Below are 14,820 nucleotides of genomic sequence, written 5' to 3'. Positions count from 1 at the left end.
GTTTGGCCGGGTCGGGCGGTGGATAGATTCGTAGCGTGCTGGGCCTACCTGCTCATGTGACCGCCTGCCTCTTCGACCTCGACGGCGTGCTCACCCCGACCGCGAAGGTGCACAACGCCGCCTGGAAGCAGACCTTCGACGACCTGCTGCGCCGGCACGCCGACGCCGGCGGCGAACCGTTCCGGCCGTTCGACCCCGGCCCGGACTACCGCCGCTACGTCGACGGGAAACCACGTGCCGACGGGGTGCGTTCCTTCCTCGCCTCCCGGGGCATCACCCTGCCCGAGGGGAGCCCCGACGACCCGCCCGACGCGGAGACCGTCAACGGGGTCGGCAACCGCAAGAACGTCGTGCTGCTGGACCGGATCCGCCACGACGGCGTGCAGGCGTACCCCGGGTCGGTGGCCTACCTGAAGGCGGCCGAGCAGGCCGGGCTGCGCCGCGCGGTGGTCTCGGCCAGCGCCAACTGCCGCGACGTGGTCGCCGCCGCCGGCCTGGAACCGCTGCTGGAGGTACGCGTCGACGGGCTGGTCGCCCGCGCCGAGGGGTTGCGCGGCAAACCGCACCCGGACACCTTCCTCGCCGCCGCCGAGCTGCTCGGGGTGAACCCCGCCGACGCGGCCGTGTTCGAGGACGCGCTGGCCGGGGTGGCCGCCGGCCGGGCCGGCGGCTTCGGGCACGTGATCGGGGTGGACCGGACCGGTCAGGCCGACGAGCTGCGCGCCCACGGCGCCGACGTGGTCGTCGCCGATCTCGCCGAGCTGCTGGGCGGGCCGGCCGCATGATCCGGGAACGCGCCTATCCGGTCGAGCCGTGGCACATCCGGGAGACCCGCCTCGACATGGACGTGCTGGCCCAGTCCGAGTCGGTGTTCGCGCTCTCCAACGGCCACATCGGGCTGCGCGGCAACCTCGACGAGGGTGAGCCGCACGGACTGCCCGGCACCTACCTCAACTCGTTCTACGAGCTGCGTCCGCTGCCGTACGCGGAGGCCGGGTTCGGCTTTCCCGAGTCGGGGCAGACGATCGTCAACGTCACCAACGGCAAGCTCATCCGGCTGCTGGTCGACGACGAACCCCTCGACCTGCGCTACGGCGAGCTGCTCAGCCACGAGCGGGTCCTCGACCTGCGGGCCGGCACCCTGCACCGGGAGATGCACTGGCGCTCGCCCGCCGGCCGGGAGGTGAAGGTCCGCAGCACCCGGCTGGTCTCCTTCACCCAACGGTCGGTCGCCGCGATCCACTACGAGGTGGAGGCGGTCAGCGGCCCGCTGCGGCTGATCCTCCAGTCCGAGCTGGTCGCCAACGAGAACCTGCCGGCGCAGAGCCGCGACCCCCGGGTCGCCGCCGTGCTGGAATCCCCGTTGCAGGCCGAGGAGGAACTGACCACCGACGACGGCGGGCTGCTCATCCACCGCACCAAGGTCAGCGGGTTGCGGGTGGCCGCCGGGATGGGCCACGACGTGCACGCCCCGGGCAGGACCACCCTCGAGTCCGAGGGCTACGAGGACTGGGTCCGGACCACCATCGGCTGCGTGCTCCAGCCCGGCGAGACGATGCGGGTGGTCAAGTACTTCGCGTACGGCTGGTCCAGCCGACGCTCGCTGCCCGCGCTGCGCGACCAGGTCGGCGCGGCGCTCGCCGCCGCCCGGCTGACCGGCTGGGACGGGCTGCACCGGGAGCAGCGCGAATACCTCGACGGGTTCTGGGACGCCGCCGACGTCCGGGTCGAGGGGGACCCGGAGGTGCAGCAGGCCGTCCGGTTCGGACTGTTCCACGTGCTCCAGGCCGGTGCGCGGGCGGAACGCCGGCCGATCTCCGCCAAGGGGCTGACCGGTCCCGGCTACGACGGGCACGCGTTCTGGGACACCGAGATGTTCGTGCTGCCGGTGTTGACGTACACCCAGCCGGGCGCGGTCCGCGACGCGCTGTACTGGCGGCACGCCACCCTGGAACAGGCCCGGGAGCGGGCCCGGACGTTGAACCTGGCCGGCGCGGCCTTCCCGTGGCGCACCATCGAGGGGCCGGAGTCCTCGGCGTACTGGCCGGCCGGCACCGCCGCCTTCCACATCGCCGCCGACGTCGCCGACGCGCTGCGCCGCTACGTCCTGGTCACCGGTGACGAGCAGCTCGAACGGGACATCGGCCTGGAACTGCTGGTGGAGACGGCCCGGCTGTGGCGTTCCCTGGGCCACCACGACCGGTACGGCCGGTTCCACATCGACGGGGTGACCGGCCCCGACGAGTACACCGCCGTCAAGAACGACAACGTCTACACCAACCTGATGGCGCAGCGGAACCTGCTCACCGCCGCCGACTGTGCGATGCGCCTGCGTGACGAAGCCCTCGACCTGGGGGTTTCCGAGGAGGAGGCGGCCGAGTGGCGGGACGCCGCCACCGCCATGCACATTCCGTACGACGAGGGGCTCGACGTGCACGAGCAGGTGGAGGGGTTCACCAGGCTCCAGGAGTGGGACTTCGCGCACACCCCCACCGAGAAGTACCCGCTGCTGCTGCACTACCCGTACTTCGACCTGTACCGCAAGCAGGTGGTCAAGCAGGCCGACCTGGTGCTGGCCATGCACTGGCGGGGGGACGCCTTCACCGACGCGCAGAAGCTGCGCAACTTCCTCTACTACGAGCGGCGTACCGTGCGGGACTCGTCCCTGTCGGCGTGCACCCAGGCGGTGCTCGCGGCCGAGGTGGGCCAGCCCGAGCTGGCGCACAGCTACCTGCGGGAAGCCGCGCTGATGGACCTGCACGACCTCAACGAGAACACCCGCGACGGCGTGCACATGGCGTCGCTCGCGGGGGCCTGGATCGCGTTGGTGGCCGGGTTCGGCGGGCTGCGCGACCACGACGGCGAGCTGTCGTTCGCCCCCCGGCTGTCCAGCCGGTTGAGCCGGTTGGAGTTCTCGTTGCAGTGGCGGGGGATGCGGCTGCGGGTGGACGTCCGGCCGCACCAGACGACGTACTCGTTGCGTAACGGGGGCCCGGACACGGTGGTGGAGCTGCGCCACCACGGCGAGACCGTGCGGGTCACCTCCGCCGCGCCGGTGACCGTGCCGGTGCCGCAGCGCCACGGGAGCGGCCCGGCACCGGAGCAGCCGCCCGGCCGGGCTCCGCTGCTGCGCCTGCCCGAGTCCCCCGGCTGACCCCGCCGGCGGGTCGCCGTCGCACCCGCGACGACGACCCGCCGCCCCCGACTGAGCCGCAGGTCAGAACTGGGGACCGTTGGAGGGCCGGCCTACGGCGTCGCGCGGGGCGACGGCCCGAGGGTCCTCGGGGGTACGCGCCTGCGCCGCCTCGTCCGCCCAGTCGGGCTCGTGCCCGGCGTCCGGTTCGGGGCGGTCCTGCTCGATGGTCCGGGTCTGCTGACGTGCCTTCCGCTTGGCCATGGCGAACCTCGTGATCCGTGCGCGGCGCGGCTGCGCCGGTGTCCCGCGCGTCTTCCCGCCGGAAACCACCGCAAACCGCCGCCGGGCGCGGGTGGCGTCAGGTGTCGAGGTGGCGGGCGAAGGCGAGGCGCAGGTGGTTCTTGGGGCGGGCGCCGACGATCGAGCCGGCCACCTGCCCGCCGACGAACACCAGCATGGTGGGCAGCGACATCACCCCGTACGCCCGGGTGGTGTCGGGGTTCGCGTCGGTGTCCAGGGCGACCACCCGCAGCCGGTCGCCGAACTCCTCGGCCAACTCGGCGAGGTGCCGGGAGGTGCCGACGCAGGGCGGGCACCAGTCGGCCCAGAAGTCGACCACCACCGGCCGGTCGGCGGCCAGCACCGTTTCGGCGAAGGTGGCGTCGGTGACGGCTGTCAACCGGTGCGCCGCCGTGTCCTGAGGCATGTTTCCTCCCGTTGTGCGATGGCCTGGGTGAGCTGGTCGTGCAACCGGCGGCGGACCGTGCCGAGCCGGTCGAGGTAGGCGTCCACCTCGGCCAGCTTGCGGCGCAGCACCGCCACCGAGTCGGGGCAGACGTCCCCGGAGGCGTGGCCGGCCCGCAGGCAGGCCACGAAGGGCCGGATGTCGTCGAGGCCGAAGCCGACCGCCAGCAGCGCCCGGATCTCGTGCACCACCCGCAGCTCGGCCTCGTCGTACACCCGGTAGCCGTTGGCCGAGCGGCGCGGCCGGACCAACCCGTGCGTCTCGTAGTACCGCAGCGTGCGGGTGCTCGTCCCGGCCCGCTGCGCCAGTTCGCCGATCAGCATCCCGACCTCCCCGGCGGCGTCTCCCGGCGTCACGCTAGACCTTGTCGCCGGTGTCAAGGCAACGGGTGAGAGTGGCCCCCGGGCGGGTAACCGCCACCGGCCGGCGAGCGGGAAGGGGCGACCACCATGGGGGTACGTGCGGAGGCGACGGTGTCGCTCGGGCAGGTCAGGCTGCCGGCGGACGTCGACGGGCCGGACGACGCGACGGGGGTGGTGCTCTTCGCCCACGGCAGCGGCAGCTCCCGGCACAGCCCGCGCAACGTGGCGGTGGCCCGGGTGCTCCAGCGTCGCCGGCTGGTGACCGTGCTCGTGGACCTGCTCACCGCCGAGGAGGACGAGGTCGACGCCCGGACCGCGCAGTGGCGCTTCGACATCGACCTGCTGGCCGACCGGCTCACCGGCACCCTCGACTGGCTCGCCGCCGAACCCGCGCTGGGCCGGCTGCCGGTCGGCCTGTTCGGGGCGAGCACCGGGGCCGCCGCCGCCCTGGTGGCCGCCGCCGCCCGCCCGCAGCGGGTCGCCGCAGTGGTGTCCCGGGGTGGCCGGCCGGATCTGGCCGGCCCCGCCCTGTCCGGGGTACGCGCGGCGACGCTACTGCTGGTGGGTGGCCTCGACGATCAGGTGATCACGGTGAACGAGCAGGCCGCCGAGGTGCTCGTCGCCCCGCACGAATTGCGCGTGGTGCCCGGCGCCGGTCACCTGTTCGAGGAACCCGGCACGCTCGACCAGGTGGCCGACGCCGCCGCCGACTGGTTCACCCACCACCTACCCGTCCCCGCCTGACCGGCTCGGCAGGGCGACGCGCAAGGGGTGGGATGTTGCGGTATCCGAGCGCTCAGACACCGCAACATCGCCCCCCTTGCGACGGACGGACGGGCGGGCGGGCGGACGGGGCGGGGCTCAGGCGGGGGTGGCGGGGGGCTCGTCGCGGCGGTGGTGGGGGCGGTCGGAAGGCGGGGTCGGGGCGACCTGCTCCCGGTGCCGCTGGACGGTGTCGACCACCCGGTAGGCGACCGCCGCGATCGGCACCGAGACGAAGGCCCCGGCGATGCCGGCGATCAGCGTGCCCGCCGTGACCACCACCAGGATCACCGCCGGGTGCAACTGCACCTGCCGCTTCATGACCAACGGTTCCAGCAGATTGCCCTCGACCTGCTGGACGGCGATCACCGCGGCCAGCACCAGCAGCGCCGTGGTCGGCCCGTTCGCGGCCAACGCCACCAGGACGGCCACCGCGCCGGCCACCGTCGCCCCGATGATCGGCACGAACCCGCCGAGGAAGGTGATCAGGGCCAGGGGCAGCGCCAACGGCACCCCGAGCAGCACCAGCGCCAGCCCGATCCCGATCGCGTCGATGGCTGCGATGATCATCGTGCCCCGGCTGTACGAGCCGAGGGTGCGCCAGCCGACCCGGCCCGCCTCGGCGGCCACCGTACGGTTCGGTCCGGTCATCCGGCGCAGCACCCAGTGCCACATCGACCGGCCGTCCTTGAGCAGGAAGAACAGCAGCACCAGGGCGAGCAGGGTGGAGCCCAGCGCCTCGGCAGCCGTACGGGCCCCGCCGACCGGGTCGGGGGCGCTGCCGCCGAGCCCGTCGCGGACCTGCCCGATCAGCTTGTCGAGTTGGGCGTCACTGACCGGCAGGGTCCCGGTGACGAAGTCGCGGGAGCGTTGCAGCCCCTCGTCGAGTTGCTGGCTCAGCTCACCGAACTGGGCGGCCGTCAGGTTCCACACCAGCACCCCCACCCCGACCAGCACCCCGAGCAGCAGCAGGACGCTCAACAGCGCGGCGAGCGCGGCCGGAACCCGCAGCCGGCGTAGGGCCAGCAGCACCGGGTCGAGCAGCGCGGTGAGGAAGAGGGTGACGGCCACCGCGATCGCCAGCGGCGCGAGCAGCACCGCCACCCGGCCCAGCAGGTAGCAGCCGAACACCACGACCACCAGGCAGGCGCTCCACACCACCGCCGTGCGGACCAGCCAGGGCAGCGCCGCCCAGGCCTGCCGTGGGCTGGGGCGGGCACCCGCAGCCGTCACCTCGGGCGTCCGCCCGGCACCGTCCTCGACCACGTCGGTTCCTCCTCGGTCTCGGCGGGGTCGATACCCGACCGGGTCGGCCGCGACACCCGGTGGCTCAACGCCGTGCCGGCCACCGGGTTCCGTTCAGGACGGTCGTCCCCGGACGGTGCCGCCGGCAGGACGTCGCCCCGGTCCGCCCACCGCGGCCGCGCTGCGGTGTTTGCGCCCGGGTGGTGGGGGAACGCAGCGGACAGCAGACGAGGAGGGGACATCATGAGCGACTTCCTGAACAAGGTCAAGGACTTCGCGGACAAGCACGACAAGCAGGTCGACCAGGGTCTGGACAAGGCCGGTGACTACGCCGACGAGCGGACCGGCGGCAGGTACGACGAGCAGATCGACAAGGGCGTCGACGCGATCCAGGCGCACACCGGTGAGGGCGACCAGGGCCGCTGACCGGTTCCTCACTGCCGGGCCGCCCGACCGGGGCGGCCCGGCAGCGTCGTGTCAAGGACTGATCACCTCTGGTAACCATCGAGGACTCTCGCTACTATCCGCACTCGGGGCATGACTCACCGTGGAGTCGTGTGGAGTGGGTCGGCGCGCGAGCCCGCGGGCCGTCGACGAGAGGGAGCATCCCCGGTGACCGAGACAACGCACGCCACGCAGGCCCGGCCGTATCCGTTCAGCGATCCGCACCGGCTCGACGTCGACCCCCGGTACGCCGGGCTGCGCCGCGACGAACCGTTGGTGCGGGTGCAACTCCCGTTCGGGGAGCCGGCCTGGCTGGCCACCCGGCACGCGGACGTGCGGACCGTGCTGGGTGATCCGCGGTTCAGCCGGGCCGCCGCCGTCGGACGGGACGAGCCGCGCAGCGTCCCCTACCAGCGGGAGTCCGGCATCCTCGGGATGGACCCGCCCGAGCACAGCCGGCTGCGTCGGCTGGCGGCCAAGGCGTTCACCGCCCGGCGGGTCGAGGAACTGCGTCCACGCACCCGCGAACTGGCCGACGAACTCGTCGCCGGCATGATCGCCGCCGGGTCACCGGCCGACCTGGTCGCCCACCTCGCGACCCCGCTGCCGATCCGGGTCATCTGCGACCTGCTCGGGGTGCCGGTCGCCGACCAGGACCGGTTCCACACCTGGTCCGAGGCGATCGTGTCGACCACCTCGCTGCGGCCGGAGGTGGCCGAGAGCTACCTCGACCAACTGCTGTCGTACATGGCGGGGCTGGTCGCGAAGCGGCGGGTGACCCCCACCGACGACCTGATCGGGGCGATGGTCCGGGCCCGCGACGAGAACGCCGACCGGCTCACCGAGGACGAGATGGTGCGGCTGGCGGCGGGCCTGCTGGCCGCCGGCCACGAGACCACCGTGACCCAGATCCCCAACCTGGTCTACGTCCTGCTCACCGAGCCCGACGTCTGGCAGCGGCTGCTCGACGAGCCGTCCCTGGTGCCGTCCGCCGTGGAGGAACTGCTGCGGTTCATCCCGCTCGGCGCGACCTCCGCGTTCGCCCGGTACGCCCTGACGGATGTCGAACTCGGCGGGGTGCTGGTCCGCGCCGGGGAACCGGTGCTGGTCTCCATCCACTCGGCCAACCGGGACGAGACCGTCTTCCCCGACGCCGACCGGCTCGTCCTCGACCGGGAGGCGAACCCGCACCTCGCCTTCGGGCACGGCCCGCACCACTGCATCGGGGCCCAACTGGCCCGGATGGAACTCCAGGTGGTCCTGGAGACGCTGCTGACCCGCACCCCGGGCCTGCGGCTGGCGGTGCCCCCGGCGGCACTGACCTGGAAGAGCGGCCTACTCGTCCGGGGTCTGACGGCGTTGCCCGTCAACTGGTAGCGAAAGGAACGGTGGAGCTGATGGGGGACAGCGGCTGGCGGGTGCACGTGGACCCGACCCGGTGCATCGGGGCGGGGATCTGCGCGAGCTACGCCCCGGCCCACTTCGTCCTGGTGGACGGGGGGTTGTCCCGGCCGGTGGCCGAACGGATCGACCCGGCGGACGCGGTGCTGGACGCCGCCGAGTCCTGCCCGATGGAGGCGATCGTGGTGTCCGACGCGGCGGACGGCAGCCGGGTCGCCCCGCAACCGTGACCGGACGCGGTGGTCACCTCCGGCGGGGTGCCCGGAGGTGACCACCGGCGACGGTCAGTCCTGCCCGTCGTGCAGCTCGGCCCGGCTGGTCGGTCGCCCGCTCAGCGTGTCCCTGATCCGGTCGATCAGCCCGGCGCCGGGGTTGAGCAGTCGGTTCGCCGGTGGGTGGTCCGGTGCGCCGGGATGCGGGCGGGTCGGCAGGTGCCCCTTCGCCGCCAGCACCCGGTCGGCCAGCTCCACCAGCTCCTCGTGGGCGACCGCCGCCCGCAGCCGGGGGAACAGCTCCGACTCCTCCTCCCGTACGTGGTGCCGGATGGTCTTCGCCAGGTGGCTGATCAACGGCTCGAAGCGGGCGTCGGACGGGTCCAGCGGCTCCAGTTCCTTCAGTGTCCGCTCGGCGGCGGCGTGTTCGGCGATCTCGTGTTCGGCGAGCTGGTCGCCGTCGGGCAGGGCCCGGCGGGCGGTCGGGTAGACGTACATCTCCTCGGCGACCGCGTGCCGGACCAGTTCGGCGATCAGCACGTCGGCCAGCCGGCGGCGGTGCCCGGCGGTGCCCTGCGGGTTCTCCAGCTCCACGAAGATCGCCTCGATCTCGTGGTGGTCGGCGGTCAGGACGTCCACCACGTCCCGAGCCGTGGTGGCCTGTAGGTCGCTCATCTCGGTGCCCCTAACCGGTTGCGGACGGATCGGCTCCTGGCGGGGCCTGTACCCACCGCCGGCCCTCCGAACCCATCACCGTCGATGGGCCACCACCTGTGGACCCCGCCCGCACCGGCGACGGTCAGCGACCCGTCGCGCCGGTCCTATTCGGACGCGGGCGGCGGGAGCGAGCCGAGCAGGCGGGTCACGCCGATCTCGATGACCACCCGCTCCGGGTTGGGGCGCGGCGGGCGGTAGCGCTCGGCGTACCGGCGCTCGGCCTCGGCCACGGCGGCGGCGTCGGTCCGCAGCACCGCCCGGCCCTCGACGGTCAGCCACCAGCGGCCGTCGAGGTGACACGCCGCCACGGGGACCCCCGCCGCGCCGGCGGCGGCGACGTACCGGGCCTTGGCCGAACCGGCGGACGTGATCACCCGGGCCAGCCCGGCAGCCGGATCGTAGGTCAGCCCGACCGGTACGACGTGCGGCGTGCCGTCGGGCCGCAGAGTGGTCAGCGTGGCCAGGTGCCGCTCGCGGCAGAACGTGAGGACCCGCTCGTCGTGCGGGTCCAACCGATGCCTGCCGGCCATGTCCGTCCCCCGTCCCAGGGCCGGCGCGGTCCCGGCTCGGCCCCGATCATGACACGATCCGGCGGGACCGGCCCGGACCGGGCGGGACACCCGTGCGACCGGGTTGACCGGGCAGGCTGCGCCCGGCGGCCCGGCGTCGGTGGGCCAGCCGGGTCAGGTAGATCAACGCCCCGGCCAGCACGCCCATGTCGTCCAGGAAGATCGGGTCGGGCAGGAGGTCGACCGGGCAGATCGTGTAGATCAGCGCGCCGTAGAACGCCACCTTGCCGCTCACGCCGAGCGTGCCGAGCAGCCGCCGGGTGCGGACCACCCGTACCGCCAGCAGGACCGCGCCGACCAGTGTCGCCAGCGCCAGGATCGCGCCGACTACGACGAGCGCCCACATCTCCCGGGACATGCCCGCAACGCTAGTCCAGCGGCAGCCCGCCTGCCGCGGTCCGGAACGCGACGCGCCGCCGTCACCGGCATGTGGCGCGGCCCGGCCCGGTGGCGGCGACGTCGTCGGGAGGTGGGTCAGTAGGCGGCGACGGCAGCCCGGCCGCGCGCCACGACCGGGTTCTCCCGGGTGGTGTCCGCCGTCGGGCGGGGAGCCTCCGGCATCGGCAGCACCGACTCGGCCCGCTCCGGGCGGCGCTCCCGCGCGGCGAACGCCTCGTCGCGCAGGCTGCGGGCCGCCGCGCCGGCCAGGTCGGCGGCCCGCCAGGCCGCCTGCTCCCGGGCGACCGCCGCCCGGTGCCGGGCCGCCAGGTGGTCCCGGGTCGCGCGGCGCAGCACGAGTTCCTGCTCCACCGGGTGCCGGCGCGGGTCCCAGCCGGCCCGGTGGGCGAGCGCGTCGGCGAGCTGCGCGTCCGACAGCTCACCCCGCCGATGCGCCTCCTCGGCGGCCCGGTGCAGCCAGCGTTCCCGGTCGGCGTACTCGGCGGGGGTCTGACCGGTGTGCGGCAGGGGCATGACCGCGGCGGCGGCGAGCCGGCGCAGGTGCGCCTCGGCCGCCTCCAGAGCCGTCCAGGCCGACTCGACCTCGTCCTGGGTGACGAGCCACTCGGCCCGCAGCCGGCTCGCCGTGGTGCCGGCCCGGTCGGCCGCCACGGCGACCTCCTCGGCGTACCGGGTGTGCTCCCGGTCCTGCTCGGCACGTTCCGGGTCGTCGGGCAGGGCGGCGTCGCGGAACCGGCCGGCCACCGCCAGCCGGAGCCGGCCGGGCCGGACCACCAGGGCCGCGACGGCGACAGCGGCGAGGGCGAGCAGGATCAGCCAGATCGCGGCGGCGGCGGGGACATCGGGCAGGACGGCGGAGAAGACGGTCTGCATCACCAACACCTCACGGTGGACAACGATGTGGACGGACGGGGGCCCGGCAGCGGGCGGGAGCTGTGCGGCGCGTCCTGCGGCGGGCGGACCGGGTCGGTCGGACCGGACCTGCCGGTCGGACCGGACCTGCCGGTCGGATCGGTTCGGACCGGATCTGCCGGACCGGACCTTTCCGGATCGCGGTCGGACCGGCCGGGGCACCCCGGAGCCGCGGTCGGCAGGGGTCCGGTGGTGGCCGGACGGGCGGCGCAGGTGCCGCGCGGATCAGCTCCGGGGCGGGCCGCGCCGGCCGGTGGCGTCCCGGACCGGGTCCGGGGTCGCCCCGGCGGCCGGTGCGACGGGCCGGGCGGCGGCCTCGACGGCGGGCGTCGGCGGCTGGGGTCGGCGGGACCCGTCGTCGGGCCGCTCGTCACCGGGCCGGGCCTCGGCCCGGTCGCCGGTCGGCCGGGTGTCGGCGGGCAGCGTCGCCACCCGCGAGGTCACCACGGCCGGTCGGGCGGCGACGGCGGCCGGCCCACCGGTGACGGCGAGGAACCCGCCGAGGCCGGCGGCGAGCACCAGCGCGGTGACCGCCAGCCGGGTCAGGTCGCGCAGCCTCGACACCCAGAACGGCGGGGTGGAGGCTACGCGGATCACCCGTCCAACCTATCCCCGACCGGCCGTCCGCGCAGCGGCGGTGACCCGACCGGAGGGGTGAGTCGGGCCACGGTGTGCCGTGTGGACGGACCGTTCCCACCAGGGATACGGCCGTTGGCCTGCGCCTGGATGCATCGACGGGAATGAGAATGCCGACAGTTTCCGGCTGGTGCGTCCGGGCAATTCCGCCGGCGGCGTGACGCTCCGTCGCGCCGGACCGACAAATCGGAGGAGACACCATGGGAGTACGCCGTCAGGTCGCCGCGGCCGTCGCGGTGGCCGCCGCGGCGGTGCTGGCCACCGCCGCACCCGCGCAGGCCGCGCCGACCGCCGTCGACACCGGACCGCTCACCCCGGTGGCCGACGTCGACGTCGAGCGCTACGCGGGCGACTGGTACCAGATCGCCGCCATCCCGGCGATCTTCGAGATCCAGTGCTACAAGAACGTGACGGCGCGGTACGACGTCCAGCCCGACGGCACCATCGGGGTCCGCAACGCCTGCCGCACCATCCTCGGCACCACCAGCGCGGTCACCGGGCGGGCCCGCAGCGAGAACCCGCCGGCCGACTCGGCGTTGACCGTGTCCTTCCTCAAGCTCGGCGGTAAGTGGATCTACCTGGGTGGGCCGAACTACGTGGTGATCGGGCTCGATCCCGACTACCGGTGGGCGGTCGTCGGCGACCCGGACCGCAGCACCGGCTTCGTCCTCTCCCGGGAGCCGGCGCTGACCGGGGCGCAGACGGCGGCGGCGAAGGCGGTGCTCACCGCCAACGGCTACGACCTGTGTGACTTCCGCACCACCCGGCAGGACGGTGGCGGCGGAGCCGGCAGCTTCTGCTGACCCTCCACGCGCGACGGCCCGTCCCCGCCGGGGCGGGCCGTCGACGTGTGCCGGGTCGGCGGTGTCCGGCCGGGCCCCGGCGTCCGGGCCGGTCGGCTCAGGACCCGGCGTCGGTCGGGTCGGGGCTGAAGAGGGCGAGCAGGGCACCGACCTGGCGGTCGGCCTCGGCGGGGTGCCGGAAGTGGCCGCTGGGGTTGAGCGTGTACTCGTTGCGCCGGCCGACCCGGGTACGCCGCAGGTAACCGCCGGCCTCCAGGTCGGCGACGATCGCCTGGGCGGCCCGTTCGGTCACCCCGACCTCGTCGGCGACGTCCCGGAGGCGGGCGGTGGGGTTGCGGGCGATGGCGAGCAGCACGTGACCGTGGTTGGTGAGGAACGTCCAGTTCCGGGTGCTCCCCGTGCCGCCTGTCGCCATGACGGTCATGGTATGGCCCGTTCCTGGGAGACCCGTCGCCGGCCGCCCCGACGCGTCGCACCCGGGCCCACGCGTCGCCCACCGGTCCGGTGCGCGCCCCGGGGCCGACACGTCGTCGACACCGCGCCGACCGACGCCTGAAACGTGTATCACGAAATCTTGACGTACCTTTAGCTGCGTGTGACCGTGGGGACACGGCCGTCGTCGCCGCCGGCCGGCGTGACCAGGCGCGATTCCGGACCGAGGTGAGGCAATGGCCCCGATCACTCCGACCCAGGCGCTGGCCGAGTTGCAGGCCGGCAACCGGCGGTTCGTCGCCGGTGTGCCCCGTCATCCCAACCAGGACGCCGGGCACCGCGCCGCCGTCGCCGACGGTCAGCATCCCTTCGCCGTCATCGTCGGCTGCTCCGACTCCCGGCTCGCCGCCGAGATCATCTTCGACCGGGGTCTCGGCGACCTGTTCGTGGTCCGGACCGCCGGGCACACCGCCGGGCCCGAGGTGCTCGGCAGCGTCGAGTACGCGGTCACGGTGCTCGGCACCCCGCTGGTGGTGGTCCTCGGGCACGACTCCTGCGGTGCCGTGCAGGCTGCCCGGGACACGGCCCGCACCGGCACCCAGCCGCCGGGGCACCTCTACTCGGTGGTCGCCGCCGTCGGGCCGAGCCTGCGCCGCGCGGCCCAGCAGGGGGTGCACGACATCGACGGGATCGTCGACATCCACATCGCGCAGACCGTCGAAGTGCTGCTCGGCAACTCTCCGGTGATCGCCGCCGAGGTGGCCGCCGGTCGGTGCGCGGTGGTCGGCATGTCCTACCGGCTCGCCGCCGGCGAGGTCCGCCAGGTCGCCCCGGCCGAGGAGCCCACCGCTCAGGCGTCCGCCGTCGCGGTACCCGGGCCCGCCGTGCCGACGGGTGTCGACCCCGCCCCGGCGGCCGTCCCCGGCTGAACCGCCCCAGGCACGACGAAGGCCGCCCGGCTGGACCGGGCGGCCTTCGTCGCTTGCTCGATCGACCCCGATGGGGCTGATCACCGCGCTACAGCAGTGACACGTGCACGTGGTCGGTGTGGTCGGACGGCCCCGAGTACGAACTCCAGCCGTTGGCCGGGAACCAGATCTGCCGGTTCCAGATCACGTAGTAGATGCCCAGCCGGTCCGAGTTGCGGATCAGGAACGCGGCGAGGTTGTTGCCGTACATCCGGGTGTCGTTGTTGTGCCACGGGCTGAACCCGCTGTTCTGCAACGACCAGTCGCACGCCCTGCCCTTGGGGTGCTCCCACGGCCCACCGGGGCGGTAGCAGCCGACGAACCGGTTGAACCCGGCCCGCTTGACCTCCTTGTACATGTGCAGCGTGCGCGGGGTGACGCAACCGGACGTGGTCGGGTCGTTCTCACTGCACGACTCGCCGCGCCAATCGCCGTTGGCGCTCTGGCCGGGGGCGACGCGGGCCACCGGGGACGTCGCGTCGACCAGGCCGCCGGTGAAGCCCCGACCGCCGACCAGGGCCAGCGCCTTGTCGGCCTCGGTCTTCTTCTTGGCCATCAGGTTGGTCTGCTTCTGCTGCTCCCGGACCTCGGCGTCGACGGCGAGCTTGGCCTGCTCGGCCCGGGTCTTGACCTTGTTGACCTCGGCCAGCTTGCCGGCGTTGACCATGTTCAGCTCGTCCAGGGCGGCGGCCCGGCGGACGAAAGCGTCCGGGGCGTCGCTCTCCAGCAGCGCGGCGACCGCGCCGACCCGACCCGTCCGGTACGACTGGGCGGCGATCTCGGTGACCTGCGGGGCCAGCGCCGCCAGTTCCTGCTCCGCCTTCTCCACCTCGATGGCGTATTCGAGCTGGCGCTTCTTGGACTTCTCCAGCCGGGTCTTCGCCGCCGAGTACTCCCGGTTGGTGGCTTCGATGACGTCGGTGAGCAGCTTCGGCTCGTCGTCCTCCTCGTGCCCCGAGGGGGTGGGCGCGTTGGGCGCGGCCGTCGCGGGGGCGGCGGCCGGTCCGGCGACGATCGCCAGGGCGGCGAGTACGGCCACTGCCGGCGTCAACCAGCGGCGTAGGGGTGCCGTCACAG

The 14,820-nt window shown here is 74.0% G+C and carries 19 protein-coding genes; 8 read left to right on the top strand and 11 right to left on the bottom strand.

Going from position 1 to position 14,820, the window contains the following annotated elements; genetic code table 11:
- The first annotated feature begins 35 nt into the window (after positions 1-35).
- Together ACN260_RS26840 and ACN260_RS26835 are read left to right on the top strand one after the other, a co-directional pair.
- On the top strand, positions 36-785 hold the full coding sequence (locus tag ACN260_RS26840; RefSeq protein ID WP_422753619.1) for a beta-phosphoglucomutase family hydrolase: 750 nt from the start codon (positions 36-38) through the stop codon (positions 783-785).
- A complete protein-coding gene (locus ACN260_RS26835; RefSeq protein WP_422753618.1) occupies positions 782-3,154 on the top strand; it encodes a glycoside hydrolase family 65 protein in 2,373 nt (790 codons plus the stop codon). The genes ACN260_RS26840 and ACN260_RS26835 overlap by 4 nt, the downstream gene beginning before the upstream one ends.
- A 63-nt stretch (positions 3,155-3,217) precedes the next feature.
- On the opposite strand, the gene ACN260_RS26830 is transcribed toward ACN260_RS26835, so the two are convergent.
- The 3 genes from ACN260_RS26830 to ACN260_RS26820 all read right to left on the bottom strand — a co-directional run bounded on the left by ACN260_RS26830 (position 3,218) and on the right by ACN260_RS26820 (position 4,204).
- Complete coding sequence (locus ACN260_RS26830) at positions 3,218-3,397, bottom strand: hypothetical protein (protein ID WP_422753617.1); 180 nt, start codon at positions 3,395-3,397, stop codon at positions 3,218-3,220.
- Between the two features lie 97 nt (positions 3,398-3,494).
- Complete coding sequence (locus ACN260_RS26825; protein ID WP_422753616.1) at positions 3,495-3,842, bottom strand: thioredoxin family protein; 348 nt, start codon at positions 3,840-3,842, stop codon at positions 3,495-3,497.
- Positions 3,812-4,204: a MerR family transcriptional regulator gene (locus ACN260_RS26820; RefSeq protein WP_422756838.1), complete on the bottom strand. Its 393-nt coding sequence runs from the start codon at positions 4,202-4,204 to the stop codon at positions 3,812-3,814. The genes ACN260_RS26825 and ACN260_RS26820 overlap by 31 nt, the downstream gene beginning before the upstream one ends.
- Positions 4,205-4,330: 126 nt before the next feature.
- Between ACN260_RS26820 and ACN260_RS26815 the strand changes: the two genes are divergently transcribed.
- On the top strand, positions 4,331-4,987 hold the full coding sequence (locus ACN260_RS26815; RefSeq protein WP_422753615.1) for a dienelactone hydrolase family protein: 657 nt from the start codon (positions 4,331-4,333) through the stop codon (positions 4,985-4,987).
- 117 nt (positions 4,988-5,104) lie between these two features.
- Here ACN260_RS26815 and ACN260_RS26810 read toward each other — a convergent pair whose 3' ends face one another.
- Entirely contained in the window at positions 5,105-6,271 is a 1,167-nt protein-coding gene (locus tag ACN260_RS26810) for an AI-2E family transporter (protein ID WP_422753614.1), read from the bottom strand.
- Positions 6,272-6,493: 222 nt separating this feature from the next.
- Between ACN260_RS26810 and ACN260_RS26805 the strand changes: the two genes are divergently transcribed.
- From ACN260_RS26805 to ACN260_RS26795, 3 genes are all read left to right on the top strand, one after another.
- Positions 6,494-6,676, top strand: coding sequence for an antitoxin (locus ACN260_RS26805; protein ID WP_422753613.1), 183 nt, complete (start codon positions 6,494-6,496; stop codon positions 6,674-6,676).
- 186 nt (positions 6,677-6,862) lie between these two features.
- Positions 6,863-8,071 (top strand): cytochrome P450, encoded by a 1,209-nt coding sequence (locus tag ACN260_RS26800; RefSeq protein WP_422753612.1) that lies wholly within the window; start codon positions 6,863-6,865, stop codon positions 8,069-8,071.
- A 20-nt stretch (positions 8,072-8,091) separates the two neighbouring features.
- Entirely contained in the window at positions 8,092-8,325 is a 234-nt protein-coding gene (locus ACN260_RS26795; protein WP_422753611.1) for a ferredoxin, read from the top strand.
- 54 nt (positions 8,326-8,379) lie between these two features.
- On the opposite strand, the gene ACN260_RS26790 is transcribed toward ACN260_RS26795, so the two are convergent.
- The 5 genes from ACN260_RS26790 to ACN260_RS26770 all read right to left on the bottom strand — a co-directional run bounded on the left by ACN260_RS26790 (position 8,380) and on the right by ACN260_RS26770 (position 11,501).
- Positions 8,380-8,982, bottom strand: coding sequence for a hemerythrin domain-containing protein (locus ACN260_RS26790; protein ID WP_422753610.1), 603 nt, complete (start codon positions 8,980-8,982; stop codon positions 8,380-8,382).
- A gap of 146 nt (positions 8,983-9,128) precedes the next feature.
- Entirely contained in the window at positions 9,129-9,554 is a 426-nt protein-coding gene (locus ACN260_RS26785; RefSeq protein ID WP_422753609.1) for a TIGR03618 family F420-dependent PPOX class oxidoreductase, read from the bottom strand.
- A gap of 46 nt (positions 9,555-9,600) precedes the next feature.
- Positions 9,601-9,951 (bottom strand): hypothetical protein, encoded by a 351-nt coding sequence (locus ACN260_RS26780; RefSeq protein WP_422753608.1) that lies wholly within the window; start codon positions 9,949-9,951, stop codon positions 9,601-9,603.
- Between the two features lie 116 nt (positions 9,952-10,067).
- On the bottom strand, positions 10,068-10,865 hold the full coding sequence (locus ACN260_RS26775; RefSeq protein WP_422753607.1) for a hypothetical protein: 798 nt from the start codon (positions 10,863-10,865) through the stop codon (positions 10,068-10,070).
- A gap of 264 nt (positions 10,866-11,129) precedes the next feature.
- Complete coding sequence (locus tag ACN260_RS26770) at positions 11,130-11,501, bottom strand: hypothetical protein (RefSeq protein ID WP_422753606.1); 372 nt, start codon at positions 11,499-11,501, stop codon at positions 11,130-11,132.
- Positions 11,502-11,740: 239 nt separating this feature from the next.
- Here ACN260_RS26770 and ACN260_RS26765 point away from each other — a divergent pair, with 239 nt between their 5' ends.
- Entirely contained in the window at positions 11,741-12,343 is a 603-nt protein-coding gene (locus tag ACN260_RS26765) for a lipocalin family protein (protein WP_422753605.1), read from the top strand.
- A gap of 97 nt (positions 12,344-12,440) precedes the next feature.
- Here ACN260_RS26765 and ACN260_RS26760 read toward each other — a convergent pair whose 3' ends face one another.
- Positions 12,441-12,767 (bottom strand): helix-turn-helix transcriptional regulator, encoded by a 327-nt coding sequence (locus ACN260_RS26760; RefSeq protein WP_422753604.1) that lies wholly within the window; start codon positions 12,765-12,767, stop codon positions 12,441-12,443.
- A gap of 244 nt (positions 12,768-13,011) precedes the next feature.
- On the opposite strand from ACN260_RS26760, the gene ACN260_RS26755 reads away from it, so the two are divergent.
- Positions 13,012-13,704: a carbonic anhydrase gene (locus ACN260_RS26755; RefSeq protein ID WP_422753603.1), complete on the top strand. Its 693-nt coding sequence runs from the start codon at positions 13,012-13,014 to the stop codon at positions 13,702-13,704.
- Between the two features lie 88 nt (positions 13,705-13,792).
- Here the strand turns inward: ACN260_RS26755 and ACN260_RS26750 are convergent, their stop codons facing one another.
- The gene (locus ACN260_RS26750; protein WP_422753602.1) at positions 13,793-14,818 is read right to left on the bottom strand and encodes a coiled-coil domain-containing protein; all 1,026 of its coding nucleotides are present in this window, start codon (positions 14,816-14,818) and stop codon (positions 13,793-13,795) included.
- Between the last annotated feature and the right edge of the window lie 2 nt (positions 14,819-14,820).

Origin of the sequence: Micromonospora sp. WMMD708 (assembly GCF_049315245.1) — a bacterium.
In the GTDB taxonomy this organism is placed as follows: domain Bacteria; phylum Actinomycetota; class Actinomycetes; order Mycobacteriales; family Micromonosporaceae; genus Micromonospora; species Micromonospora wenchangensis.
This window is presented reverse-complemented; position numbering and strand designations above follow the sequence as displayed.